The sequence below is a fragment of the Nodosilinea sp. LEGE 07298 genome (assembly GCF_015207265.1).
GTDB lineage: Bacteria > Cyanobacteriota > Cyanobacteriia > Phormidesmidales > Phormidesmidaceae > Nodosilinea.
In genome coordinates this window covers 1-25788 of record NZ_JADEXE010000066.1, presented here as the reverse complement: position 1 = coordinate 25788, position 25788 = coordinate 1, and the positions used below count along the sequence as shown (strand labels likewise).

Genomic DNA, 25788 nt, shown 5'->3' with positions numbered 1-25788 from the left:
ATACCTTCAGTGTCTTTTCTTATTAGCTTAAATTGGATCCGGTCTCAGTGATGACTCAAGGGGCAGGGAGAACACCTCTCCCGCCTATCTAGCTGTCGTCACCCGCCACGTTCAGTGTCGTCTAATAGCCCCGATTGATTGAGCGCCGTTAAGGCCGTCTGAGCGTGCTCAAGTCGGGTTTGGAAGGCCTGTTGCGCGGATTGCGCATAGGCCAGGGAGTACACCACCAACTGCCGCTCCGACCACGTCCACGTTTGTCCGTTCCACTCCCCCGTGCGGGTCTGGGTCTGCTCATAGCCTCGGGCAATCAGCGCGGTGTGACCGTCGGCATAGTCGTAGTGAATCTCCTGCAACTCGACCGCCCCTTGCTCCACGGGGTCTAGGTAGACCTGCATCGCCTCCGCCTTGAGCTGAGTCCCCCCGAGCGGACAGAGGTAGTAGTCGCCCGTGGCCTGGAGAAAGCAACGGGTCGCTAGACTGGCCATCTTGCTGTCTCCCACGTAGAGTAACCCAGACTGGCTGAGGGTCTGACGCACCTGTTGAATCGCCGGAATATAGAGAGGGTCGTCGGCTTTCTGCCCTGAGACAATCTCAGTCGCTATCGGCAGTCCGAGCGGGTCTAACGTCGCCAGCATCAGCTTCAGTTGAGGCAGGTCGGGGCGATGGTCTTTGCTATGGCCATACTGATATAGCCCGGCCTCATTGACGTTCCAATCGGCGCTGACGCTGGTGCTATCCAGCCGCAGCCGCTCGGGGTGCAGGTCATACACCTGAATCTGACGCTGATTCAAAGCCGGTTCGAACAATGCCCATTGGGCATCATCACTGAGATATCGCAACACGCTTTCTAAGCGGTCGTCGCTCAGGTCAAGGGCGCGAACCGGGTGCTGCAAAGCCTCTTGCAAGGTTTCTTGATGTCGTCCCACCCAAGCCTGCACGGGGTTTAGACGGTGATCCGCTTGCGATAATATGTGGCTCAGCCAGACTACTGTCACTTGGCCTAAACTGAGCCCTTGCCAGTTCCCATGGGTCGGAAAGTAGTCGTCAAGTAGGGGTTGCACCTCCATCCGCTGTAATTGCGCCAGCAGCAGTGGAATATCGTCAACCCGTTCTGGGATAACGGTTAGGGGGGTATTCATGGCCCAAATCTAACCCAATTGGCTGACCTCATTTAAAAATGAGCGAACCGGGAGATTTAACGTTCAGAATCAATATCCCTCTTCCCACTATCGACTTGGGCTCATCGATCGCGCTGCCGACATCAAGGCTAAGCCGACGATACCCAGCAGCGTAAACGCCCCCATCCAGGCCCAATTGTCAAAGCTGACCCAGTTGATTTTGCGCGCGGCGATGTCCACAATGACAACACCTGCTAGGACCAAACTGCTCAAAGTTACCTGAATGAGCCCCAACATCCAGAGTGGCATCGGGGTTGCTTGCCGGGTAAGCAAGGCGGACCCGGCTGCCCCCGCCAGAAAAATGGCACTGTAGAGCTGACAGTGGAAAATATCTAGCGGCCATGGCCAGAACCCTCCAAACTGGGTCGGCAATAGCAAAAGTCCGAAGCCATAAATGCCCATAAATGCCGCCTGCAGCTGCAGATACAGATGCCAGTGGTGGGGCAAATGGCCGCCAGCTGTGAATATTTGTCGCCTATAGTGCCAAAGGTAATAACTTGACCCTAAGCAATCGGCGGCGTAGAGGCCAAACCAAATGGCGGTTGCCCGTCGAGCTGGATCAAACTGCTCGATTTGCAGACAAGATACGATGAAAACGACGGTCGTAAATATCCACATCATCGGCAGCACTATGAGGCGGACGGAGAGCACTCGGCGCGTCATCAACAAAATCGAGAGCCCAACCAATGACGTGAGATAGATAGCCCCTAAAAATCGGGTATTGAACGGGGTTAAAGACCAGACCCAGCGGGAGCGAGCAAACTCAGGAAAGAAAAACAAACTGCCGCCCACCAACACCAATAGAAGGCTAGAAATCAGCGCCATGATGAATAGGGGAATTGGCATCGAGGCCGTGTTATTCGGGGTGGCGTTCTGGGCGGGCATTTGTAATCTTGGCCTCATTTAAAGCACCGGAATGGATTGGGATTCAAATTTTGAATAAACCTTTTGCAAGCTAGCGCAAGTGCCCTTTACTATCGCCTGACCGTTCTACAGCGCCCAACTGTTTGAGGATTGCGAGCTGAGCCGGTGTTAACCCCACGACCCCCGTGATATCCATGTTTTCATAGGGTTCCTGAGTCTTCAGGGTTTGCAAACACTTCCCCGTTGCGACTGACCACAGCTTGATGGTTTTATCGTCACTGCCGCTAGCGAGGGATTGACCATCAGGACTAAACGCCACTGACCAAACACTGTTGCGGTGACCTTTTAGCGTGTTCACGCAGTGTCCGGTTTGGGCGTCCCAAAGTTTGACCGTGTGGTCAGCACTGCCAGTCGCAATCTGTTGCCCATCAGGACTTACGTCTACAGACATGACCCAGTTGCGATGACCCTGCAGGATTTGTCGGCATTCTCCAGTATTGATGTCCCAGAGGCGTGCCGTTTGATCAATGCTGCTACTCACCAGGTAGTCGCCTTGGGGGGCAAACGCGATCGCCCAGACGCCACTCAGATGCCCCGATAACGTTTGTAGACACTCCCCCGTGGTGATGTCCCAAAGCTTGAGGGTGCGATCGTAGGAACCACTGGCAAGGAGCGGCTGTTGCGGATGGAAAGCCACCGCACAAACCCAGTGCTGATGCCCAGTCAGGATTTGACAGCAGTGCCCCGTTGGCACCTCCCACAGGCGAATGCTGTGATCGGCACTGCCGCTAGCCAAGTACATGTCCTCAGGATCAAACGCCACTGACCAAACCGCCTGGGTATGCCCCGATAGGGTTTGGTCAGGGTTTCCAGAAGGCTGCTCCCAAAGGCGCACGTTGCCATCTTCATTGCCACTGGCGATCAAATTGCCCTGGGGACTAAACGTCACCGACCAAATCGCTTTCTCAGCGCCTAATAGAGTCTGGAGGCAATCGCCCGATGCCACATCCCACACCTGGACGCGGCGATCGCCATGGCCACTCACTAAGGTATCGCCTTCGGGACTAAAGGCCACATCCCACACCCAGTTGCTGCTCCCGTGGAGCGTCTTCAGACACCGACCGTTGGGCAGTTGCCAGAGTCGCATCGTGCGATCTTCACTGCCGCTGGCCAGGTAGTTACCCTGGGGGCTAAAGGCCACCGACCATACCCAGTTTTGGTGTCCTGACAAGACTCGTAAACACCGACCGGCCTTGGCATCCCAAAGCCGCACCGTCTGGTCGGCACTGCTACTGGCAAGCGTGTCCCCCTGGGGGTTGAAGGCGACTGACCACACCCAATTGCGGTGGCCCAGCAATGTATGCAGACATTTACCCGTTTGCACTTCCCAGAGTTTGAGGGTGCAATCAGCACTGCCACTGGCGAGCACGTTGCCTTGGGGGCTAAAGGCCACCGACCAGACACCGTGCTCATGGTCTGAAAAGGTCTGTAAACACTCACCCGATGCGATGTCCCACAGCTTCACGGTGCGATCAACGCTGCCGCTGGCCAGCACGTCTCCCTGCGGACTAAAGGCCACTGACCATACCCCACGAGCATGTCCCTCAAAGGTTTGCAGACATTTACCCGTGGCCACCTCCCAAAGTTTGAGCGTGTGGTCGGCACTGCCGCTTGCGAGGTACTGACCATCGGCGCTGAAGGCCACTGACATGACCCAGTTGGTGTGCCCCTCTAGGGTTTGCAGGCATGTCCCCGTACTCGCCTCCCAGAGTTTGAGGGTGCAATCGGCGCTGCTGCTGACGAGTTGCTGCCCATCAGCATCGAAGGCGAGCGCACAAATCCAATTTTGATGCCCTCGAAACGTTAATAAGTGGCTGCCAATTTCTCCAGAGTCTAAGTCAATTTGCCAGAGCCAAATTTCACCGTTGGTATCGCCCGTTGCCAAAGATTGCCCATCGGGATTAAAGGCCAACGTGCGAATACTGCCAAAGGGCTGGTTGAACAATGCGTTGGAGAGGTCTGAGTGAGCAAAGCGGGTATTGTGCAGCGTCAGCCCCTGACAGTTGGCTTGCCAAAGAATCAACTCAGAAAAGTCATAGGTCTGCAAATCAACTTGCAGATGACGCAGCAGGTTGAAGAGATTGCCGCCCGCATACCCCGTTTCTGGGGCAGACTTGCCCTTCAGCTTAGCCAGCAGGGCGCTTAGATGGGCTGACAAGTCGGCTACGACAGGCCAGTCAGCTCGCAACCGTTCAGCAATGGGCTGCAAAATTAGCTGGGTTTGGGCTTCGTAAATATAATCTTTGGCATTGGCCTGCACGAGGGCATGGCTGCGGAGGAAATTCAGGTCCTGATGGCTGATTTCACGGCACACCTGCTCAATCAGTTTGCCAATCAGATATTCCATAATCACGGGCTGCTGAGTGATGCGGGCCGACTCTTTTTCTAACAGCGATCGCTGAGCTAAGGCATCAACAGCTTGCAAAATGTCGCCTAACCCAGTCGGGTCTACCAAGTCAGCGCTGAGCGCCTGCCAGGAGATGGGTTCGCGATTGATCGCCAGCCAGTACATAATGGAGCGCTCTAAAGCAGTGAGGCGCTCCAGCTGTTGGGCCAAGAGCTGGCGAATATCGTCAAATAGAAAGGGGGTTTGCTGTCGCAGGGCCAAAAACTGGGCAATACTGCCTTCAAAATAGTCGGTGACGATCGGCGCAATGACTTTAAGGGCCAGCGGATTGCCGCTGTAGGCGTTGACCAGGGTCAACCATTCGGCCTCTGACGCAGTAAACAGTCCCTTGGTTTGTAGCAGTTCTCGACTAGCCGCAACGGGCAGTCCCGTGAGGTGCAGGCAGCGCACGGGCAAATCGTCTCCCGCCAGGGCCGCTAATTTCCGAGGTAGCTCGCGGGAGGTTAGCAATAGGCAGCTCTGGTGACTGGTTTCTCCCAAAGTTTGAAAGAGTTGATGGTAAGCGGCATCGCCTGGAGCGGCGCGATGGCCCAAGGCCGGTCTTTGACCATCGCCCGCTGACAAAATTGATTCCACATTATCGAGAATGATGAGACACCGCCGCTGCCGCAGCTCGTGAATGAGTTGCCGCAGCTGATGATCAAAATCGTCTGGCAGCGAATCGGGAGGGCGATCGCGGCCCGGCTGGTGGGAAAAAAACTGCAGCAGATCGTTCAATGTGTCGTGAATCGCCGGGGCATTGCGCAGACTGCGCCAAATCAGATAGTCAAACTCGCCCTGAATTTGGTCAGCCAGTTTCACCGATAGGGTGGTTTTGCCCATGCCGCCCATACCGAGCAGGGTCACCAATCGGCAGTGGTCAACGCTGACCCAGCGCTGCAAGGTTGATAGCTCCGTCACTCGACCGTAAAAAACAGCGGCATCCGGGGCCTCTCCCCAGTCTTGATGGGCTGAGGGAGCAGACACGTCCGCCTGCGGCGGGGGCGGCGTCGCGACGGTGGTCTGAGAGTCTCCCAAATCGGCAATGGCTTGCCAATCGAGATTCAGGACGTGGCAAAGCTCCGAAAAGGTGGCGAAATCGACGGGCTTACCCGCCAGAAACTTTTTAACCGTGGCAAGAGAAAACCCGGCTGACTCAGCCAGCGCTTGTTGAGTCGGAAAGCCATTGCGCGCGATCGATAGCCGTAATCTTTTGAGGTCATCTTGGCGGGCTTTGAGTGAGCGTGGCATGGTCGTTCATCTCGGCGAACTCAGCAGTAGTACCTACACGGAATTGTCCACCACACTATACCGTGTCAATTTCAAAACCCAAGTGTTGCCTCAGACCAATAGCCAGCATCTGGTGATGGTAGGGGTATCGGGAGCGATCGCGGCATTGCCACCCCGGTGCTCATGCTCACCGCCCGCGATAGGCACTGGTTCGCTAACAGGAGATGGATGGCTGAAAGCCTTACTGGACAAGTGTTTTCCTGACTTCAGGTTGAATCGCCTCAAACCATTGCTGCACAAGGACTTTGGAAGTTTATCACCGATTAAGAGACCAGTGCCCTATCCGACAACAGCTACGAATGCTGACTGAAATTTGAGATCTTCTGTCTTGGAATTGTCAAATTCGATGCTGTTACCCAGGTCTTGACTGATTGCTGCTGAAAATACAGGCAGCCAAGTTAGATATTAAGAAATATTTTATACTCTAAAAATTTAAGTATGACAGCTAATAACGGAGGTTAGCCCCCTCGTTATTAGCTGTCAAGAAAGGTTTGGATGAGGTCCAGCAGCAACTCATAGTCAAAGTCGTTGACTTTGTAATGTAACGTTTGGGCAACAGTCGCCTGCTCAGGAGGTAAATCGTTGATCAAGGCCAGCATTTGAGCCTGGTTGAGCTGAATCAGGGCCGTGTGAAATTGGGTCAACCAAGCAGGGGGAAGGCTCTTCAGGACCTCAGCAGTCAGGTGGATAAGGCCTGGCAAGGCGGTTGCCTCTGTCTGGAGTGCCTCGTCTTTGTATAGATACTCAACCTCCAAATGCCGAGCAATGGTGCGGGTGATATCGGTTTCTTTAAGGGGTTTACGGATCAGGTCATCGAAACCAAGCTGGTCAAAGTTGGCCTGGTCATCTTCAAAGACCCCAGCAGTAAGGCTGATGATTTTGGTAGAGGTAAACGTGACCTGTTGCCTTAGCAGAAGCTGCTCCCGATCGCGAATCTCTCGGGTGGCTTCGTAGCCATTCATAATGGGCATGCGAATATCCATAAAAATCAGGTGGGGCTGCCAGGTTTGCCAGTTGTCTACTGCTTCTTGCCCATTGACAGCGGTTTTTACCAGAAAACCAATGTCGGTTAGCAGACTTTGTAACAGAATCTGATTGGCCCAGTTATCTTCAACCACTAAGATGCGGTAGATGGGTTGACCTGGGGCGATCGCAACGACCTGCCGGGACACTTCAGCGGGCTTGATGGCGGTGGCATCAATGATTTGGACCGGGATTTCAAAGGCAAAGGTCGATCCGACATCGGGCTGGCTGTGCACGATTAGATCACCTCCCATGATCTGCACAAACTGGTAACTAATGGGCAGCCCCAGCCCGGTACCCTCCTGAGACAGACGACCGCTGGCCGTCTGCACAAACGGCTGAAACAGCAGGTTCATCTCTTCTGGGGCAATACCGGCACCGCTGTCTTCGATTGCAAAGCGCAAAACCATGGGGGAAAAGGCCCCCTCCTCTGGCAATTTAACGGTCACTGGTTCTAGCCCTGACTGGTGGCCGGGTTCTACCCGCAGAACGACACAACCGGCTTGGGTGAATTTGATAGCATTGCTCAGCAGATTCAGCAGCACCTGACGCAGCTTGTGGCTGTCGGTACAGATATGTTGGGGCAGATCAGGGTGGCTGGTGAGGGTAAAACTCAAGCCTTTCGATTCGGCCTTCAGCCGCAGCATATCCACCAAATTGTTTAGCAACTGGGGCAGGTTAAAGTTTTCTGGATTGAGGGTGGCCTGCCCGGCTTCGATCTTTGACATTTGAAGGATGTCGTTAATTAACGAGAGCAGATGTTCGCCACTGCGGTTGATAATTTTGAGTTCTTCTACATGGTGGTACGACAGGTTAGGATCGCGCCCCATGAGTTGGCTGAAGCCCAGAATCGCATTCAGGGGGGTGCGCAGTTCGTGGCTCATATTAGCCAGGAAAATGCTCTTGGCCTGGTTGGCGTTTTCTGCGGCATCGCGGGCTTCGACCAGTTCGACAGTGCGTTCGGCTACCCGGTTTTCCAGCTCGGCGTTGATTTCCCTCAGGGCTTGTTCTGCCCGTTTGATGTCGCTGATATCGGTGTGGGTACCGAGCATCCGCAGGGGTTGCCCGTCATCATCCCAGGCGACAATCTTGCCTACGGACAAAATCCACTTATAGGTACCGTCTTGCATGCGCTGACGAAGTTCCACCTTATAGTCGGAGATTTCGCCGCTAACATAGGCTTCATAGACATTGCCGACTCGCTCGCGGTCGTCAGGGTGTAGCCGCTGTATCCATTTGGCGTTAGTTTCCTGGAAGTTAGCCGGGTTATAGCCCAGCATGGTGACGTAGGTAGGGCTGACAATGGCATTGCCCGTGGTCACATCGAGATCAAACATCCCCTGGTTGGAGGCGATCAGGGCCAGTCGCAGGCGCTCTTCGCTGTCGTGGAGAGCGGCTTCAGCTTGCTTGCGCTGGGTAATGTCGTCATAACATCCCAGGATGCCGATGATCTCTCCCTGGCTATTGGTCAGAGGAATTTTGCTGGTGCGGATCCAGATTTGCTTACCCTGATAGTTTATGATTGGCTTTTCGTAATTAAGGCGGGGAGTTTGGGTTGCAATTACCTGCCGGTCGTCTTCGCCATAGAGATCGGCCCATTTGGCCCAGGGAAGTTCTGAGTCGGTTTTGCCAATAATGTCTGCCTGGGTGAGCTGGTAGTCGTGGGCAAAAGCCGGGTTGCATCCCAGAAACCTGGATTCATGGTTTTTCCAAAACACCCGCTGGGGAATGGCGTTGAGCACCAGTTGCAGCATGTTGCGAGATTCTTGCAGTTCTTGCTCGGCCTGTTTGCGATCGCGAATATCTCGCACCCCGGCTAGCAATACTGTGCGGTCCCACAGGTTGACCTGGCGCAGGGTGACTTCGGTTTCAAAGCGGGTGTTGTCGTCGAACCGGCGATTTTGCCATTCAAAGCACAGGGTTTCTCCGGCCTGAGCGCGACTCAGATAATCGAAGGTGACCCCATGGGGTGCCTCAGGGCTGGATAGATCAACAATGCCTGCCCCCACTAACTGGTCTCGGGTTGCCCCTGATATTTCCAGAGCCCGATCATTCACATCGAGAATGGTGCCGTCCAGGTCATAGACAAAAATGGCATCGTAGACGTTGTTGAAGATAGTGCGCAGGTCTCGCTCTGAACGGGCTAAGGCCTGGGTACGCTGCTGCACCCGGTCTTCTAGCGCTTCGTTCAGGTGTTGCAGAGCAAGTTCGGCCTGTTTGCGATCGCTGATGTCTCGACAAATGCATAGGTGTACCTGGGTGCCATTCCAGTCCACCCGGCTGGTGCTGATTTCGACATCATAGATGGAGCCATCCTTGCGTCGATGACAGGTTTCAAAGGTATTGAGACAAAAATCTGCCTCCGCAATTTTTTGCTCCATCGCTGCGGCTGACCAGTTGGGATCGAAATCGGGTAGAGACAGCGTCATCGCTTCTTCTACGGAATAGCCCAGCATGGCCGCAAAACTGGGGTTGACTTCCATCATCTGCCCGGCCATATTCAGCAATACAATTCCATCCACTGACGTATCAAACAGGGTTTTGCGGCGATGGGCTTCCTCGACAAGGGCAATCTCGGCTTGCTTGCGATCGCTGATATCCCAGTTCACCCCAATCATGCGTTGAGCCTTACCTTCAGCATCTCGCAGGGTAATGGCATGGGCTTCGACAAACCGAATTTGGCCATCGGGCCACATAATCCGAAATTCAAGATGGTACTCTTCTTCCCCAGCCAGGGCAGCTCGAATCGCACCGCCAACCCGCTGATGGTCGTCGGCGTAAATGCTGTGTTGAAAGGTGTCGTAGGTGATCGCCGCATCGGATGGCGTCATCCCGTAGAGTTCGTACATGCGCTCGTCCCAGATCAGCCGGTTTTCAGCCACTTGCCAGTCCCAAATGCCAAGCTGGGCAGCATTGGTGGCAAGGGAGAGCCGCTGGGAAATTTCTTGGATATGGGCTTCGGCCTGTTTTTGCTCAGTGATGTCGGTCACGGTGCCAATATAGCCCGCAAAGCCTGTTTCATCGTCGATTAGCGGAGTCGCCTGGGTATAAATCCAGCGCACCTCCCCTGTGGGCTGCTGGAAACGACATTCATAGGTAAACGCAACTTGCTGCTGAGTCGCGGCATACCAGGCGGCGGCAGCCTGCTCTCGATCCTCCGGGTGTATTGCTCTGGCCCAGTGAGGGCCTGATACCTCTGTTGGGGGTAGGCCCGCCAACTGACACCACATGGGGTTGACATACAGGGCGTTGCCCTGCAGATCGGTTTGATAAACTCCGACTGGGGAGTGTTCCGTCAGGGCGGCGTAGAGTCTTTCACTCTCCTGTAAGGCGATTTCAGCCTGTTTGCGTTCGGCTTCGCCGCGTTTACGATCGCTAATATCCTGGCTTAGCCCCGTTACCACCCAGCAATCGGCCATTTCGTCATAGCGAGACACGTAGGTGGCCGCAATCCACCGCAGGGAACCGTCTTTGTGGTGGTAACGAAACTCAATGGTTTTAGTGTTGCCCTGAAAAATGTCCTCAAGCAGAGGATAGACAACAGTATCTAGATCCTCTGGGTATACATGGGCGATCCACAGGCTCTTGTCGGCGAGAATTTCGTCGGGAGTGTAGCCAAAGAGGGTGTTGCTACCGGGTGACTGGTAGTCGTATTCCCAATTGCCGTCGGCAAAAACCCGAAACCTCACAATGGATGACCAGTAAGCGCTACTCAACATGTCGGTCAGGGTCGCTTCCGACTCCCGGAGGGCCAGCTCTAACTTCTTGCGATCGGTAATATCCATATCAACCCCCGCCATGCGAATCGCGTTGCCTGCCGCATTCCGCAGTACGTTGCCTTTGCTCGCTGCCCAATGAATACTGCCGTCTGGTTTGATAAAGCGAAATTCCAAGTCGTATTCAACACTCTGTTCAATGCTGCGGGTAATGGCATTGATGATCCATTGCCGATCATCTGGATAGATCATGGTCATCAGGGTTTCAATGCTGCCGTTAAACGACCCCGGTGCAAGCCCCATCATCCGTTCCAGGCTCTCCGACCAGACGATCTGATCGGTGACCATGTCCCAATCCCAGTTGCCCATGTGGGCAGCATCCAAAGCAAACCGCAGGCGTTCTTCACTGATCTGCAGGGCTCGTTCAGCCTGTTTACGGGTAGAGATATTGCGAATGGTAGCAATGACCTGCTGGTTCTGAAAGGGCACCAACCGGGCTTCATAGTCTTGCTCTTGACCGGCAACTGGTAATTGATATTCCAGAGCCACCAGCGTTTGCTGGCGCAGGGTTTGCTGAGCCGCCGCCTGAAACCGGGAACCAATGTCCTCGGGCAAAATTTCCGCCATCCTGCGCCCCAAAAATTCCTCTGGAGGAGCGTAGAGATCAGGGCTATGGGCACTGGCTTTGTAATCGAGAATGACCCCTTCCCGGTCGATGCGAAAGAGCAGGTCGGGGGAGGCTGCAAAAATTGCCTCCAGCTCCGCATTGGCCTGTTGCAGGGCAAGCTGGCTCTGTTTTAGGGGGGTAATATCCTGGGCGTTGCCTAAAACTTGCGTTACCTGGCCTGTTTCATCGCGTCGGAAGGCGCGATCGCGGCTCAAGAACCAGCGCCATTCACCGTCTTTGTGCTGCATCCGGTATTCAAATTCGGCCAGGTCGCCTTCGGCCAAGGTGATCAGGCTGGCAAAATATTCCCTGGCCCGATCCTGGTCGTCAGGATGCATCAAGGCTATGGCAGCCTCCTCGTTTCGGGCCATAGCCTCTTCACGGGTGTATCCCAAAAAGGTGTAGACCTCGCGGTTGACAAAGACGTTGCGCTGTTGGGCAATGTCATAGATGTAAATGACGTTGGGCGAACTATCGGTAATCTGTTGAACAAATTCCTGGCTGGCCCGTAGCTCGGCTTCGGCCTGCTGCCTCTGGGCCTCTAGACGAGCTTTTTCGGTCACATCCCGCACCATGATCAAAACTTCATGGTTGTCGACCGGAATAACCCTTACCTCTTCCGTGGCGTTCTCATCCCCATTGAATATTGTCTGTTCATAGAGTTGAACTTCCCCCGTTGCCAGAGCCCGACGAATATGGCCCATCCGTCGCTCAGCAAGGTCGTGGGGCAAGCCCTGCTCATAAATGCCACAACCAATCAAGTCTTCGGTAGCACCTACAACCTTCAGGTTACTAGCGGCGAAAAAGTCGAGGTAAACCCCATCGCTAGTCATGTGGATTAACAGATCAGGCTGCGCCTCGACCAAGGCTCGATGCTTCTGCTCGCTGCGGCGCAGAGCTTCTTCGGCCTGTTTGAAATTGGTAACGTCTTGAGACACGCCAAAAGTTTTGACCACCTGGCCCTGCTCGTCCCATATGGCCTGCCCCTTACAGAGGGTGAAGCGCACGGTGCCATCCGGGCGCACAATCCGGTGATGTAGGGCGTAGGGCGTGCCCTCGGTCATCAGGGTTTGGATTGCCCGTTCTACCTCCGGCCAGTCTTCAGGATGGACGCAGGCCGCAAATTCTTCAAAGGGAGGGCCTTGAATAGTTTCATCAAGTCCATACTGGCGCAGCAGTTCTTTCGACCAGAGGCTTCTTCCAGTGTATGGGTCGTATTCCCAGTGACCCAGGTGGGCGAGTTCCTGAGATTCAAGCAGTCTGGCTTTGCTCTGCGAAAGGTCGGCCTCGGCCTGTTTGCGATCAGTCACGTCAATGGCGATCCCTACCGTTCCCACGATCTCGCCACCCTCGCCAAAAACGGGGGTTTTAATGGTATCAATCCACAAACGCCTGCCGTCTTCAGCAACTAGGGGTTCTTCCACCCGCTGCTGCTGCTTCAACGCAATCACCGCAGCGTCGTCATCACGATACGCCTGGGCCAGTTCTGGCGGCCAGATGTCGTAATCGGTTTTGCCTACCAGCTCCTCAGGGGCAAAACCGCACGATTCGCCAAACGCCGCGTTGGTGGCAATGAAACGCCCCTCCCGGTCTTTTAGCCAGGCCATGTAGGGCAAATTATCCAGAAAGGTGCGCAGCAAGTTGCGCTGCTGGCGAAGATCGGCCTCCACCTGCTGGTGTTGGGCCGCTAGCTGGATGCGATCGCCAATGTCTTCAACAATGGCCAGGTTACTGACCGGGCAACCAGCCCCAGCTTGAATTATCGAGAGGGTAACTCTGGCCCAAACCGTATCGCCATGCTTAGTGGCATATCGCTTTTCGAAGGTCGTTGCTTCGATTTCCCCAGCAGATAACTGGCGCTCCAGGTCCAACTGAAGCTCCAGATCATCAGGGTGGGTTACATCTTGGTAAGTCCGCTGTAGCAGTTCTGCTTCGCTGTAGCCCAACCAATCACAGAACCGCTGATTAACCCTCGTATATCGCCCCGATGCATCAACCTGGTTGATGCCCACCCCAGCCTGCTTAAACAATTCCTCTAGGTGACGGCAATGGTCTAATTGGTGCTGGAGTTGGTGTTGCCGCCAGAGGTTGCGAATTGTTAAGGCAAGGCGGTCTCCCCGGAGTTGAGACTGAAACAAATAATCCTGGATAACCGGATCATTCAGTTCTGGCAGCGAGACTGAGTCTCCATCCTCCAACAGCCAGACGACCGCTGGCGCTGTCAATTTCAAAAGATTTTGCAGGCTTTGCTCCTGGGTCTCATAACTCTGCCTGTCCAGCAAAATGACCTCTGGCCATTCCTCCAGTGGACCGGGCAGGCTGTTCGAGGGGGGCTCTGAAATGGCTATCTCTCCGTCCCCTAGCACCACCTGCCCAGCCCAGTGCGGCTCTGCCAGTAACAAACTCTGGCAGTGGGTTCGCGCATCGGGAGAGGCATGTAAAACCCAAACAATAGGCCCACGGGTTGTCATCACAGGGAACTCCTCAAACGCGACCATAGCCAATGCCTCAGAATGTCAACTAATGCGTTGGCTATGGGCTCAAGTTTCCCTGCAAACGTACCAATGAAATCACCTACAGCTCAAAATTGGCCTGTAGGACTGAACACGTATCGCAACACCATAGAACTGACCTGAGACACTGCTCATATTGCAAATCAGCTTTGTTAAAAATACTCGTTTATAAGTGTGACAACGAAGTGACGGTCCCAGCTTTCACAGCATTTCTACACATTGTTAGAGACAGCTAGAGCATTTCTACACAATTTGTATCACCTCCCGGAGATTTGGCCCGGTATGAGGCGCGATCGGTAGCGTCTATCAGTTCTTGCTCCCAGGTGTGTCCCAGTCTTGTAAGTCCAGATTTGAGACAGTCTTTCAAGTCCATTGAATTACATGATCAGTAGCAGTCAAAAGTTGAACAACCGGAATGCACCAGAACGATTTAGTGGGGTCGGTTAAATATAACAATTATTAGCGTCCGGTGATTGTGAACGTTCTGCCGCTGGTGTTTCAGGTGGTGGTAGTGGTTTAGAACGTATCTGACAGGGTTTGGCATCAAGCTGATTTGCCTCTCAACCGATCGCATTCGTCCAGTAGCAGATTGAGTTCCGCCGCCCCTTTCCAAGGATTGCGACCTTTGAAAGGGGCAGCGATGATTGCTTCGTAAGGATTTTTTCCAGTTTGCTTGACAGCTGCGATCGCAGCTTTGTTGGAGAGCCCTCGCCCAGCTACAAGCCAAGCCGCTAAAACGTGCCCCGTGCGTCCAACTCCGCCAGAGCAATGAACAACGACCTTTTCATTATTCTGATTGACGGTCGCTAAGAACGGTAAAATTTGGCAAATGAGAATTTCGAGGGTGGCAAAATGGAAATCCTTGATCGGTGTCCAACATACGTGGTCAAGTCCAAAGGTCTGTCGGTAAATATTAAGTAAATTGGAATAGCGCGTTAGTTGAGATTCAGGAAGCAAACAGCAGACGCGCTGGATGTCTTTATTCTGCATAAATTCAATCCACTCGTTCACTTGCTCGTTGCTATATCCCGGTCGAGCAGAGCCAAACACGATGGGTTCGCTCTCTGAAGCTGGAGCAAATTTATACATAGTGAGCGCATCGAATTGTTCAACGATCAATCTTAACTCTTAAGTTTTCATGTCGATCCAGTTCATCAAAACAAGGGTCGAGTAAACTACGAAAACTGTGTTGTTTGCGCGGCAGAACAATTCGGTTGCAGCGGACGAGCAAAGCCTCTTCGTCTATCTTTCAAGTTGATCAGCTAGTTGTTCTGGCCACCCCACCCTTACACCAACAGGTGGCCCTGCTTCCCGCCAGCTGGCTAAAGTCGAGCTTAGGCTTGGGCCGCTTGCAGGCTCAAAAATTGCCACAAAAGCTGGCTCTCTTGGCCGGGGAACTGCATTAAACTCCAGCGTACGTCGTTGGGAGCTTGCATAAAGAGTCTTACCATGGCCGCCACCAGTTGAGAGGTAGAGAGTTCATCGGCTAAAAAACCCGACCATTGGTCTTGGGGGATGCTAAAAAAGGCATCGAAGAAATGCTTGAGCTGCTGCTCGTCGAAGCGCATCAGCTTTTCTAAGCCAAAACGGTAGAGGTAGTATTTCCGCAGTCGATCAGCTGGCCACAATCCCTGCCAACCGGCGCAGGCGATTTGCTGGGTCGAACGTTGCGGATCGGCTAGGGCTGAGGCTAAAGCATCGGCCAAACTGGGAGCGCGGCGCAGTAAAGCGCCCATCATATAACCCGAAGCCGGATTTACCATACTGGCGGCTCCGCCAAAGGCTACCACCGGCTGCTGTAAGTCCGGCAGGGGCAGGGTCATGGGGAACAAGCAGCGTTCTACCTCGTGGACTTCCGTAACTTCGATACCGTGAAACTTGAGACGCTGGTGCAGGCGGCGCTCCAACACATCTAGGCCCATGGCCGGAGCCAGAGCTAAGGAAGTTTCTTCTATGAGGTAAACACCCTGGCCGAGGTCCATAGCGTAGAGAAACGTGGGCGGGGTTTGGGCTTCTTCCAAGTCGGAAAGGTGATCGCTTCGAAAGTCTTGATGGACGAATCGCTCGGGCTGCACCGGCGGGGCTGAGAAACGTCCCACAATGCCGTAGGCGGCTTGATAGGCCACTGGCCCTCGGTTCTGGCGCTTAACGAAGACCGGATTGTGACCGCTGGCATCCACCACCACCCGCGCTTTTAATGCCACACCAACATCAGTAGTGACGATCGAACCCAAGTCTTGATGAGTAATACCTTGGGCTTGGGCCATCTGCCAGCTCACTCCACCCGCCGCGCAGCGATCTAGCAGGTAACGCTGGAACTTAATTTTGTCGATCAGGCCGTAGGCGCGATCGTGCTTTACTTCCCCTTCAGCATAGTAAGAAACAGTGTTTTCCCAGCGATGACTTAGGAAACCGCTCAATCCCAGAGCCGTTAGCTCGTCTTCCCAGATGCCGTAGGTGTTGGGCCAAGGTTTATCCACGGGCGTAGCGGTCAAACCGCCCACCTTGAGCCCCCGTTCTGCGAGGCTAGCCGCGATGAGGGTGCCCGCTGGCCCCGACCCAATGACTAAAACATCAAAATCGCACATGGTAAGACTTCAGGGAGATTTTACAAATTGTAGCTGCTTAACTCCACTCACCCTTTCCCCCCCCGTGACGAGGTTTCAAGCCTTTCACCCACTTCTGTCAGGCACTTAGGGGCTGTTATGCTCGCGAACAGTCCGGTTTTCGCCTCAAGTCACTCATCACACCCTTACCTCCCTTTCAGCACCGTTGACAGTATGCCGCCTTAATTTTTGATGTGACACTTCAAAGGGCGGAATGTGGATCCGCCATAAGCCATCAGACCAGCGCTATAGTCCCAGCAGGAGCAGTAATGCTCAGTGGCAGGTCGTTGTAGGGCGATCGCCAGCACAGTGGCTTTGCTGACCCCGCACTGAATGATCACCCGGCAACTTCTCCTTATTTATCGTCTAACCGAACGTTATTTGGTTCAGGTCTTTATGGGTTATGGCTTCCCATCCTCTTTTTTCCATCGTCAGGGTTATGGCTTCAACGTGGCGGCAGTCGCTGTGTTAACGGCCCTGGGCACCGCCGCTGCGGTGCATCTACCAGCAGAGTCCGGGATGTCCAACCCAACTCTGAATAGTCAGCCTGGCGGGCAGGCTGCCGATGTCTCGCCGTTTTGTCAGACGCTGGTCGCCCAGTTCAGCCCCTTTGGGAATTCCGATCAGGCGATTCTCAGCGCAGCCCTTAGCGCAGCCCTTGACCAGGGGGGAGACTTGAACCAGCCCTGCCTGCTATACGGTGAACAGTGGTTGCCGCTGAACTACCTACTCTCTACCGATGAAGCCCTGGCCCTGCGGTTGATCGAGCAGGGCGTCGATGTCAACGCCCAAGATGGTGAGGGTAATACACCCCTCCACTACGTTGGCGCATCCCCTACCTTGGCCCAAGCTCTGCTGTTGCAGGGGGCAAACGTTAACGCCCGCAACCAGAATGGGATTACCCCATTGCACAACGTATTTGGCGAAAAAAATGTGGCCGTGATGGCCCTGCTGATTGAGGCCGGGGCCGAGGTCAACGCCCAAGACAATGGACAACTGACGCCACTCCACCTGGTCTCCAACGCAGGGTCGCCAGAGATTGCTGACCTACTGATTCGCCACGGAGCCGACGTCAACGCCCGCAGCAACCAAAACTTTACGCCTTTGCACTACGCCGCCTGGTCAAACTCAGGGGTGGCAGAACGATTGCTGCAAGCAGGCGCTGATCTGACCCTACAAAACGATGCTGGCGCGGTCATTCATACCCCCTCTTTAAATCCAGCGGTGCTGCAGCTGCTACTTGACTATGGGGCAGACGTTAGCATGGCCAATGCGGCGGGGCAAACGCCCCTGCATGTGCATCGGTTTAACCCGGAGCTAATCGGCCAACTGCTGGCCGCCGGAGCCGATGTGAACCGACAGGATAGCCAAGGTAGAACGGCTCTGTTTGATGTCAACCTGGAGGTGGCACAGCAACTCCTGGCCGCCGGGGCCAATCTGATGGTTCAAGACCATCAGGGTAGAACGGCCCTGCACCAAGCCGTGCTGGAAGAAAAGAGTTTCTTTGGCCCGGAGTTAGTGGCGCTGTTTTTAAGTCAGGCTCAACCTCGATCTGGCCTGGTTCAGGTTAGAGATCACCAGGGTGAAACGGCCCTTGACCTAGCCCAACGTCTGGGCAAGACCGAGATGGTCAATCTGTTGCAAACCGATAGGTAGGTACTAACAAAACGCCCCCGGCGATCGCGCCGGGGGAAGAGCAGCACAGGGCTAAGAAAATGAGCCTTCAGTTGAGAAGAACCTTGTCATCGTGGTGTTGCAGAGCCAGTTGGGCAACCCACTCACTAGGGGTAGCCAAGCCTGGGACGGTTGCGACACCACATGGGGTAATAGCGTAGCTACCCCGCCGCTGGAGCTGCTGCGCCATTTGACGTCCGCTCACGACTGGTAATGCCCAGCGAGTCAGAGGCAAGGACACCATGGCGGGAAATGACGCGAAATAGCGTAACTAGTCGCCTAGCGCTATTAGCCCGCATCCATCTGGAGCGTAGGTTTCAATCTCGAAAGAGCCTGGGTGATTCCTCCAAATGTTGGCTAGCAGAATGCCGTTGATGATGACAGCGATGGTGGTAACTCGACGTAATATGATTTATTTCAACTTGAATAAAGCAATCCAGCAAAGGTGATTTGAGAAAAATATTTTATATTTTCACCTTATATATTAAATATCTCAACCAAATTTTATATGGAATATATTGATAAAAATTATGCCTCCAATAGAAGCTGAATTCTTGTTCTAACTGTATACTGCCTTAGTTATTCTATTAGGAACAAACATCGTGAAATTATCTGGCTGGATGGTTCTGCCATTGGTGCTTGGCCTCTCTACTATGACCGTTGCCTGTAACCCCGGCGGCGATAGAGAGGCCGACGAGCAGCTAGAAACAGAGCCAACTGAGGTTGAGCCTGTTGAAGGCGAAGAGGATGAGGATGAGGAAGGTGAAGATGACGACTAAAGGCTTTTACTTCTCTAAAGTTAGGTCAAAGCTGGAGCAATTTTGACTTGCTAATAAAGCCTCATAGTGCTGTCATTGTGCAGGTTGGGCACGCGCTATCTGCTGCATGATAGATGATGAGGCTTTATTAGCTGAAAACGACACTGTAACACTCAAGAATTTGCCTTTTCAATCTGGAGATACCTAACTGGGGTATGTAGACAATGACAGCTTAGTCAACTGGGCCAATCAGCAACACCTAGCGCATCCCCTAGTTTGCCTCGGGAATGGCCACGACGGCATCTGGAACTTGTTTTCCCAGATCGCTCACCCGAGTGAGCGAGTTGAGATTTTAGACTGGTATCACCTCATGGAAAATTTGGGCAACGTGGGCGGGTCTCAACAGCGCATAGATATAGGAGAACCTTAATGTCGTTTGAGACCGTTTTAGTAGCTGGTGCCAGTCGCGGCATTGGGTTGGCTGTAGCCGAGCATTTGCAAGCCCGGTGCGATCGCCTCCTTACCGTATCCCGCACTCCGGCCCCTATCGGTGAGTGGATTCAGGCTGACTTGTCTGAGCTAGCCGGGATCACAACCGTGGCCGAGGCCATTGGTGATGCCTCCCTTGATGCGCTGCTCTACATGGGCGGCACCTGGGAAACCCACGCTTTTACCTCCCAGTACCGCTTTGAAGACTGCTCCGATGACGATATTACCCGCGTGATTGCGGTGAATTTGGTGGCCCCAATCCGGCTGGTGAAAGCGCTGCTGCCTGCCCTGCGGCGATCGCAAAATCCCAAAATCATCCTCATGGGCGCGCTTTCGGGCCGGGATAACTTTTCGGGCCGCGAAGTGGCCAACAGCGCTTCTAAGTTTGGCCTGCGGGGCGTGGTCCATGCCCTACGCGAAGAGTTGAGACCCCAGCAAATCGGCGTCACCGTCATCAACCCTGGCAACGTGGGTACCCCCGAGGTGCTGGCTGATTTGGCCGCAGATAACCTGACCGGCGGCGAAGCCATTCCCCTGAGCGATCTGCTGGCGATTATCGACTGCGTGCTCTCATTGTCACGTGCGACCTGCATCAAAGAGATTGACGTACCCGCTATGCTGGGAGAAGGCGCGTAGCACAACGGCCATGGGTAATTCGGCCAGCTATCTGACAAACCGTAACGCTGCCGAAGACACTCTCTGAGCCTATATCAGTCAATCCGTTGGCCATACTCCAGCTTAATCAGCCGATCGGCCAGGTAAAAATAGCGATCATCGTGGCTGATCACCAGGACGGCTTTGCCCTGCTGTTTCAGCTCCAACAAAATTTGCTTGTAGAAAATCTCGCGGAAATAGGGGTCTTGATCAGACGCCCATTCGTCAAACAGGTAAATGGGTCGATCTTCTAGATAGGCCGTGAGTAGGGAGAGTCGCTTGCGCTGGCCTTGCGATAGATCAAGGGTCGAAAGCACGCCCCGATTGACCTGAACCTTGTGATCTAGCTGAAGCTGTTGCAAATATCGCTGGGCCTGGGTGTCTAAATTTTGCAGCTGTAGGCCCAGCAGTCGCTCAAACAAATAGAAATCTGAAAACACCGCAGAAAAGAGCTGTCGATAGGCATCCAGACTACCGCCGTCCACAGCGTTGCCATCCCAGCGAATAGTGCCAGATTCTGGCTCATAGAGACCGGCAATCACCTTGGCCAGGGTCGATTTGCCGCTGCCGTTGCCGCCGACGATAAAGACAAGTTCACCGGGCTTAAACGACAGACTGATTGGTCCCAGGGTAAACTGCCCATCGCGATCGGTGTGGTAGGTGTGGGTGATTTGATCCAGCTCGATCTGCTGAGAAAGCGATCGCGGCGATCGCGCCATAGTGCCGGTTGTCTCAGCCTGACTTGAGAGAGACAAGCCCAGTTCGTCGATTTTTTTGAGGGCCACACTGCCTCGGCTTAAAACGGGCAGCACAGACATTATGCTTTCAATCGGTCGCGCCAGATAGGTGATAGTGAGCGCGTAAGCCGATAGCACCGGGGTGGTAATCTCAGTCAACTGCGGCAATCCAAAAACCAAAAATCCGAGAATGCCAAAAAATAACAGGCTGCTAAAGTTGAGGGCCAGGACAGCAACAGTTTCAGCCTGCACTTCGTAATCTCGAAATGTAGCCGCCGTCACCTTCAGTTCTTCATCCAGAAACGCAGATCGTCGGGATGAATTGAGCTTTAACTCTTTAACCCCGTCGGTGATTGAGCGAAAATGCTTAAACAGCAGATCCTTCTGATTTCGAGCCAGCTTCAACAACGCATACACGTAGTTGAGCATCACCTGAATGACGGCAATAGCGACCCCAACGACGACTAAAGTAATCAAAAAGACGCCGACTGACAGCCAGGCCAGATAGCCCAAGCACCCAATCACCAGCGCGGCGTTGACCAGCACCAGGGGAAGGTTGAAAACCGTGGCGGAAATGGCGTCGATATCATCGGTAAGGGATGCCAACAGTCGGCTTGCGCCCAGTTCTTCTAGCCGCCGCAATGGGCAAGCCAAAATCCAGTGGCTGAGCTGCAACCGCATTTTGTAGATCGCTTGCTGAGACAGCCGGGCCAACAAAATTTGTGAACCACTGCCCGCCAGTAGAGTGATGAGGGCTAAGCCCATAAACCTCATTAGCACACCGCTAGGCTGTTGCCCTGGGGTACTGATGGCCGCATTGATCGAGGCAATTAGCAATACGCTGCCTACGCCGCTCAAAGCTCCGGCCAAACTGGCGATCGCAACCGTCACCCAAGAAGAGCGTAATAGAAAAGTAATAAGCCTCATTTGCCTGGCTGATGAACGTAATTTTGGCTAACCTAGAACATAGGGTTTTGCAAGAGTTGCTCTGCTAATTGATTAAGCCGATCCTGCCATTCTTGCCCAAAATCAATAGAGAATGCTGCCATTCCTGCTGTGGGTTGAGCTATAGTCACGGCATCTTGGCAAGTCTGGCTATGCCAGATCTCTACAGGGCTTCTCAGAGGTTGAGGCGAGGCTACATCTAAACCGCTATGGCAAAGCTGCAACCAAGTGCCATCTTCTACAGAATTTAATGTCCAAGTAACAATGGAAGGTTGGTCCATCCATTGCTCACGCCAGGTATAGCTTAGCTGCTTAGGGGGATCAAGTGTTATTACTTCACAGTAGATTATGACTTCTTGCCCAAGCTCAGATTTAAGAAAAAACTGAAATTCATGCCCTAGGGCTGGCTCAAAATCATTCTCCATTAACCAATGCTTTAAGACAGATCGGCTTGTCAACCCAAACCAGACTTTATCAATTGAGTGAGGATAAAATCTCTCCAGATTTATTGATTGTTGCATGATGTTTCCTCCAGGTATTCACCCAAAGCTTCCAATTTGTCTTGCCAAAATATATCGTAGTGGCTAATCCAGGCCGAGACCTGTTTCAGCGGTTCTGGACTGAGTTTATAAAGGCGTTGACGCCCAACTCTGCGCTGAGTTACTAAACCTGCCTCAGAAAGAATATTGAGATGTTGGGAGATTGCAGGCATCGACATTTCAAAAGGTTCTGCTAAATCTTTGACAGGTTGTTCACCTTTCCTCAGGCAATCAAGTATTGATCGCCTTGTGGGATCGGCGATCGCCTGAAATATATCGGAGCTGGCAGTCGGGCGACTCACTTGAGAAGGTTCAGCAGAGACTTACCTGCTTAGTATAGTTAAGCATTCGCTTAAGTGTCAATAACTGGCGCTTGCCCCTGAATATTTGACCTCGGTTTATCCCATGGCAATAACTCTCGCACCATGCGCTATGCTGACCTACCGGTCAACTGTCCCTCGTCTGCTGACAAATCGAGGAATCGAGAAATAGGTCACCAAAACTGGCATCAGCAAAGCAGCCGTCGGCCATCATAGACTAGTCATATCCGTTGTTCTCTATTGTCCTCGTGGATGCCTAGTCCCGCCTCTAACTCAGAGTTCCTTCAGCAGTGGCACCATGCGCTAGCCCCCCACAACTTGGGCTACAAAGTCAAACTGGTGTCTCAACTGATGTATCGCCACTTTCTGGAGCGGTTAGAACCCTACGGGCTAACGCCCTTTCACTATCTGGTGCTGTGCTGTCTTTGGGAAGAAGATGGGCTATCTACCTCAGGCATTGCCGACAAGCTCAAGCAACTGGGGGCCACCCTGACAGGCGTAGTCGATCGCATGGAAGAGCGCAAACTTGTCTACCGTGAGCGCGACCCCAGCGATCGCCGGATTATCCGCATCTGGCTTACTGGCGAGGGCAAAGCGCTAATGACCGTCTTGCCCCCGATTGGCGCAGAGACGGTCGACCACGCCACCGCCGGGATTCCAGAGGCAGAGCAAGCTGCTGCCATCCAGGTTTTAGATCAAATTATCCACAATCTGCTCTAGGAGAGCATCGATATGGCTGTTGACCCCAGAAATTACTTAGGATATTAATAGTCAATACATTAAGTAATTGAGGCCCGGTTATTCCGGGCCTAAGTCAGCCTGCACAGGCTCCTACCTATCCAGCAAGGAGAAATCATGTCAAAACTCTCGATTCGGCAGAAAAACTGGCTGTTATCCGCGCATATTGGATTTGCTGCCCTTTGGACAGGGGCGGTCTTGAGCATGTTTCTGCTCTCGCTTCGAAATATGACGTCGAGTAGTGGGGACGCGCTTTATACGCTCAATGCCGCCATTAACTTACTAGATGACTACATCGTGATCCCTGCTGCCATTGGTTCAGTGCTAACCGCCACCGCCCTGTGCTGGACGACCAACTATGGCTTTACTAAGTTCTACTGGGTGATCACCAAGTGGGTCTTGACCACAGGGCTAGTGGTGTTTGGCACCTTCTGGCTCTTTCCCTGGGGCAATGAAGCCGAGCAGATATCCGATCAAGCTGGGCTACAGGCGTTGGATAGCGCGGTCTATGCCTTTGATGCCAAGGGAGTGCTGATCGGCACTCTAACCCAAGCTATTTTCTTAATCACCATCATTGGCATTTCGACCCTTAAGCCCTGGGGAAGACGCGCGACTGTAAAACAGGCTCAAAATAATTAAACCAAGGCTGAAGCCAGCGTGGGTTAGTTATTGGGAATGAAGGTGCTCAGCAGCTCGCTTTGGCTTAGCAGCAACGGCGCGGTCAGCACCCTCCACCAGCCCAGCCAGGGTTGAAAAGGAGCGATCGCACCGTTGCATTGTTGTCATGGACTCTTGAGGCTGAACAGGCTTGCCAGGAATTAATTTATCCCATTCTTGCTTAAAACAGCATTGGTAAAGATTTAACGCCATGCACTTCAATGGATGGAATAAACTCCAGTTCTCGATTGGGAACGAGGCGGAGATTGGGTAGCCGCTCTAGTACTGCGCCTAGAACAATTTTGGCCTCTAATTTGGCTAACGGCGCACCTAAGCAAAAATGAATGCCATTGCCAAAGGCCAGGTGAGGATTGGGATCGCGATCAATTACAAACGCATCGGCGTGCTCAAACTGGGCCTCGTCTCGATTGGCTGCGCCCATCCAAACGGTGACCATTTTCCCGGCTGGAATAGTCTGCCCATGAAGCTGAGTTTCGACCTGAGTGAACCGGGCCATAGCCTGCACGGGTGATCGATAGCGCAAGACTTCTTCGATCACCAGCGGCAGCAGTTGAGGATCTTGTTTGAGCTGTGCAAATGCCTCTGGATAGTCGTTGAAGCAGAGCACAGCATTGCCCAAGAGATTGGTCGTGGTCTCGTTACCACCCACAAGCAGCACAATACAAAAATCCACAAGCTCTTGCGCTGAAAGGGTCTCACTCGCTTCGTGGGCGGCAATCAAATCGCTGATTAGATCTTGGCCTGGGTGTTTGCGTCGTTCGGCTAGCAGGTGCCGAAAGTAGTCGGCCATAGCGGTTAATGCGGCCTGATCATAGACCACAATGCCGTCTGACCAGCGTTTAAAATCGCCGCGATCGCCCACCGGCACGCCCAAAATTTCAGCAATGACAATCACCGGCAGCGGAATCGCTAAATCGTGCATAAAATCCATTTCACCATGGGGCTGAACCGCGTCAATCAACTCGTGGGTAATCTGCGCAATGCGGGGGGCTAGCGCCTCTACTCGTCTAGCAGTAAAGACTTGGCCCGCCAGCGATCGCAGCGTGCGATGCTTTGGTGGGTCAGTAAAATTAAGGCTCTCAGTGAAGTCAGTTTGCTCAGGCGGCTGAGGAATTTTAGACGAAAATGTTTTCCAGTCAGAAAATACTTGCTTGACATCATCGTAGCGAAACACCATCCAGCTTTGGGGCACTGGGTCGTAGAAGACCGGAGTATCGCGGCGCATCTCGGCATACCACGCAAAGGGATTGCGGAAAAGTTCAGAATCTTGCATGATTATCTCCTAAATATCTAAAAATTTGCAGCAAAAACTAGCCCAGTCAGAGCGGCGGTTGCGATCAGAGATATTGAGCCAACCCCTAGGGGCGATAAGCAAAACTAAGCGGCAGAAAACCAGTCCATACTGGTGGTTATGGCAGCAGCTGTTGCGACGCCATACAGCGTAATACCAAGTAGCGAAAAGACTAAAAGTTGTCGAGGTAAAATACCAGTAAATGGGCCAACAATGGCCACTGTCCAATTTCCTAAAAGGGGCGTCATGAGAATGAGAAACCAGGCACCATAGCGGATTAAAACCTCTCTGACACGCTGCCCACCGCGTTTCTCTAAGCGCAAGAGCGAAGCGCGCAGCTGAGGAATCTGCATGAGGCGATCATAGCCCCACAGCAAGAGTGGAATGGGCGCAAAATTGCCTAGTACTCCCCAAAATACCGCTGAAACCGCGTCTAATCCCAGAGCCATACCCGATGCAACGGCAGCGTAAACTTCGGCATAGGGGAAGAACCCTACTGACCACGTCGTCAGCGCTTTAGTAACGTACTCTGTGGGTAATTGCTCAACTAGGTTGACGGGTAGCGGCGAATAAGAGAGGGTGGTAAACTTTTGCCATGCAAGACCTGCCGCCGTTAGAAGGCCTCAGTTCTGGGGAGAAAGACGCTCTGATACGAGAGCTGT

At 53.3% G+C, this 25788-nt stretch carries 16 protein-coding genes and 1 pseudogene; 6 read left to right on the top strand and 11 right to left on the bottom strand.

Translation table 11 applies throughout. From position 1 onward, the window contains the following. Positions 1-98: 98 nt before the first annotated feature. The 6 genes from IQ273_RS11495 to crtL all read right to left on the bottom strand — a co-directional run bounded on the left by IQ273_RS11495 (position 99) and on the right by crtL (position 16285). Positions 99-1139, bottom strand: a complete 1041-nt coding sequence (locus IQ273_RS11495) for a hypothetical protein (protein ID WP_194023310.1) — start codon at positions 1137-1139, stop codon at positions 99-101. A gap of 87 nt (positions 1140-1226) precedes the next feature. Then, positions 1227-2003 carry a hypothetical protein gene (locus tag IQ273_RS11490; protein WP_194023309.1) on the bottom strand — a complete coding sequence of 259 codons (777 nt, stop codon included), beginning with the start codon at positions 2001-2003 and terminating at the stop codon, positions 1227-1229. Positions 2004-2133: 130 nt separating this feature from the next. After that, positions 2134-5739, bottom strand: a complete 3606-nt coding sequence (locus IQ273_RS11485; RefSeq protein ID WP_194023308.1) for an NB-ARC domain-containing protein — start codon at positions 5737-5739, stop codon at positions 2134-2136. Between the two features lie 512 nt (positions 5740-6251). Continuing rightward, a complete protein-coding gene (locus IQ273_RS11480) occupies positions 6252-13655 on the bottom strand; it encodes a PAS domain S-box protein (RefSeq protein ID WP_228052845.1) in 7404 nt (2467 codons plus the stop codon). Positions 13656-14240: 585 nt separating this feature from the next. Continuing rightward, complete coding sequence (locus IQ273_RS11475) at positions 14241-14786, bottom strand: dual specificity protein phosphatase family protein (protein ID WP_194023311.1); 546 nt, start codon at positions 14784-14786, stop codon at positions 14241-14243. Between the two features lie 245 nt (positions 14787-15031). Next, positions 15032-16285 (bottom strand): lycopene beta cyclase, encoded by a 1254-nt coding sequence (gene crtL / locus IQ273_RS11470; RefSeq protein ID WP_194023306.1) that lies wholly within the window; start codon positions 16283-16285, stop codon positions 15032-15034. Between the two features lie 399 nt (positions 16286-16684). Between crtL and IQ273_RS11465 the strand changes: the two genes are divergently transcribed. The 4 genes and pseudogenes from IQ273_RS11465 to IQ273_RS11460 all read left to right on the top strand — a co-directional run bounded on the left by IQ273_RS11465 (position 16685) and on the right by IQ273_RS11460 (position 19860). Continuing rightward, entirely contained in the window at positions 16685-17959 is a 1275-nt protein-coding gene (locus IQ273_RS11465; protein ID WP_194023305.1) for an ankyrin repeat domain-containing protein, read from the top strand. A gap of 671 nt (positions 17960-18630) precedes the next feature. Next, on the top strand, positions 18631-18756 hold the full coding sequence (locus IQ273_RS34375; RefSeq protein WP_255534473.1) for a hypothetical protein: 126 nt from the start codon (positions 18631-18633) through the stop codon (positions 18754-18756). Positions 18757-18973: 217 nt separating this feature from the next. Then, positions 18974-19147 (top strand): annotated as a pseudogene (locus IQ273_RS33640) (ISKra4 family transposase); the annotation flags it as partial. Between the two features lie 17 nt (positions 19148-19164). Continuing rightward, positions 19165-19860, top strand: a complete 696-nt coding sequence (locus IQ273_RS11460; RefSeq protein WP_194023304.1) for an SDR family oxidoreductase — start codon at positions 19165-19167, stop codon at positions 19858-19860. Between the two features lie 74 nt (positions 19861-19934). On the opposite strand, the gene IQ273_RS11455 is transcribed toward IQ273_RS11460, so the two are convergent. From IQ273_RS11455 to IQ273_RS11445, 3 genes are read right to left on the bottom strand one after another with little or no spacing between them, the layout of a single operon-like run. Then, the gene (locus IQ273_RS11455; RefSeq protein ID WP_194023303.1) at positions 19935-21542 is read right to left on the bottom strand and encodes a cyclic peptide export ABC transporter; all 1608 of its coding nucleotides are present in this window, start codon (positions 21540-21542) and stop codon (positions 19935-19937) included. Between the two features lie 32 nt (positions 21543-21574). Continuing rightward, positions 21575-22081 carry an SRPBCC domain-containing protein gene (locus IQ273_RS11450; protein ID WP_194023302.1) on the bottom strand — a complete coding sequence of 169 codons (507 nt, stop codon included), beginning with the start codon at positions 22079-22081 and terminating at the stop codon, positions 21575-21577. Then, on the bottom strand, positions 22066-22401 hold the full coding sequence (locus tag IQ273_RS11445) for a helix-turn-helix transcriptional regulator (RefSeq protein WP_194023301.1): 336 nt from the start codon (positions 22399-22401) through the stop codon (positions 22066-22068). The genes IQ273_RS11450 and IQ273_RS11445 overlap by 16 nt, the downstream gene beginning before the upstream one ends. A 270-nt stretch (positions 22402-22671) precedes the next feature. On the opposite strand from IQ273_RS11445, the gene IQ273_RS11440 reads away from it, so the two are divergent. Next, positions 22672-23139: a MarR family winged helix-turn-helix transcriptional regulator gene (locus IQ273_RS11440; protein ID WP_194023300.1), complete on the top strand. Its 468-nt coding sequence runs from the start codon at positions 22672-22674 to the stop codon at positions 23137-23139. A 135-nt stretch (positions 23140-23274) separates the two neighbouring features. Next, positions 23275-23796 (top strand): hypothetical protein, encoded by a 522-nt coding sequence (locus IQ273_RS11435; protein WP_194023299.1) that lies wholly within the window; start codon positions 23275-23277, stop codon positions 23794-23796. Positions 23797-23995: 199 nt separating this feature from the next. Here the strand turns inward: IQ273_RS11435 and IQ273_RS11430 are convergent, their stop codons facing one another. Continuing rightward, entirely contained in the window at positions 23996-25108 is a 1113-nt protein-coding gene (locus tag IQ273_RS11430) for a cytochrome P450 (protein ID WP_194023298.1), read from the bottom strand. Between the two features lie 104 nt (positions 25109-25212). Further along, positions 25213-25638 carry a small multi-drug export protein gene (locus IQ273_RS11425; protein WP_228052841.1) on the bottom strand — a complete coding sequence of 142 codons (426 nt, stop codon included), beginning with the start codon at positions 25636-25638 and terminating at the stop codon, positions 25213-25215. Positions 25639-25788: the final 150 nt, after the last annotated feature.

Bases quoted from the DNA above. Each gene is read 5' to 3' on its own strand.
- crtL (WP_194023306.1), bottom strand. From the start codon at position 16,285: ATGTGCGATTTTGATGTTTTAGTCATTGGGTCGGGGCCAGCGGGCACC.
- IQ273_RS11475 (WP_194023311.1), bottom strand. From the start codon at position 14,786: ATGTATAAATTTGCTCCAGCTTCAGAGAGCGAACCCATCGTGTTTGGC.
- IQ273_RS11485 (WP_194023308.1), bottom strand. From the start codon at position 5,739: ATGCCACGCTCACTCAAAGCCCGCCAAGATGACCTCAAAAGATTACGG.
- IQ273_RS11460 (WP_194023304.1), top strand. From the start codon at position 19,165: ATGTCGTTTGAGACCGTTTTAGTAGCTGGTGCCAGTCGCGGCATTGGG.
- IQ273_RS11480 (WP_228052845.1), bottom strand. From the start codon at position 13,655: ATGACAACCCGTGGGCCTATTGTTTGGGTTTTACATGCCTCTCCCGAT.
- IQ273_RS11440 (WP_194023300.1), top strand. From the start codon at position 22,672: ATGCCTAGTCCCGCCTCTAACTCAGAGTTCCTTCAGCAGTGGCACCAT.
- IQ273_RS11450 (WP_194023302.1), bottom strand. From the start codon at position 22,081: ATGCAACAATCAATAAATCTGGAGAGATTTTATCCTCACTCAATTGAT.
- IQ273_RS11430 (WP_194023298.1), bottom strand. From the start codon at position 25,108: ATGCAAGATTCTGAACTTTTCCGCAATCCCTTTGCGTGGTATGCCGAG.
- IQ273_RS11455 (WP_194023303.1), bottom strand. From the start codon at position 21,542: ATGAGGCTTATTACTTTTCTATTACGCTCTTCTTGGGTGACGGTTGCG.
- IQ273_RS11490 (WP_194023309.1), bottom strand. From the start codon at position 2,003: ATGGCGCTGATTTCTAGCCTTCTATTGGTGTTGGTGGGCGGCAGTTTG.
- IQ273_RS11435 (WP_194023299.1), top strand. From the start codon at position 23,275: ATGTCAAAACTCTCGATTCGGCAGAAAAACTGGCTGTTATCCGCGCAT.
- IQ273_RS11495 (WP_194023310.1), bottom strand. From the start codon at position 1,139: ATGAATACCCCCCTAACCGTTATCCCAGAACGGGTTGACGATATTCCA.
- IQ273_RS34375 (WP_255534473.1), top strand. From the start codon at position 18,631: ATGACCGTTGCCTGTAACCCCGGCGGCGATAGAGAGGCCGACGAGCAG.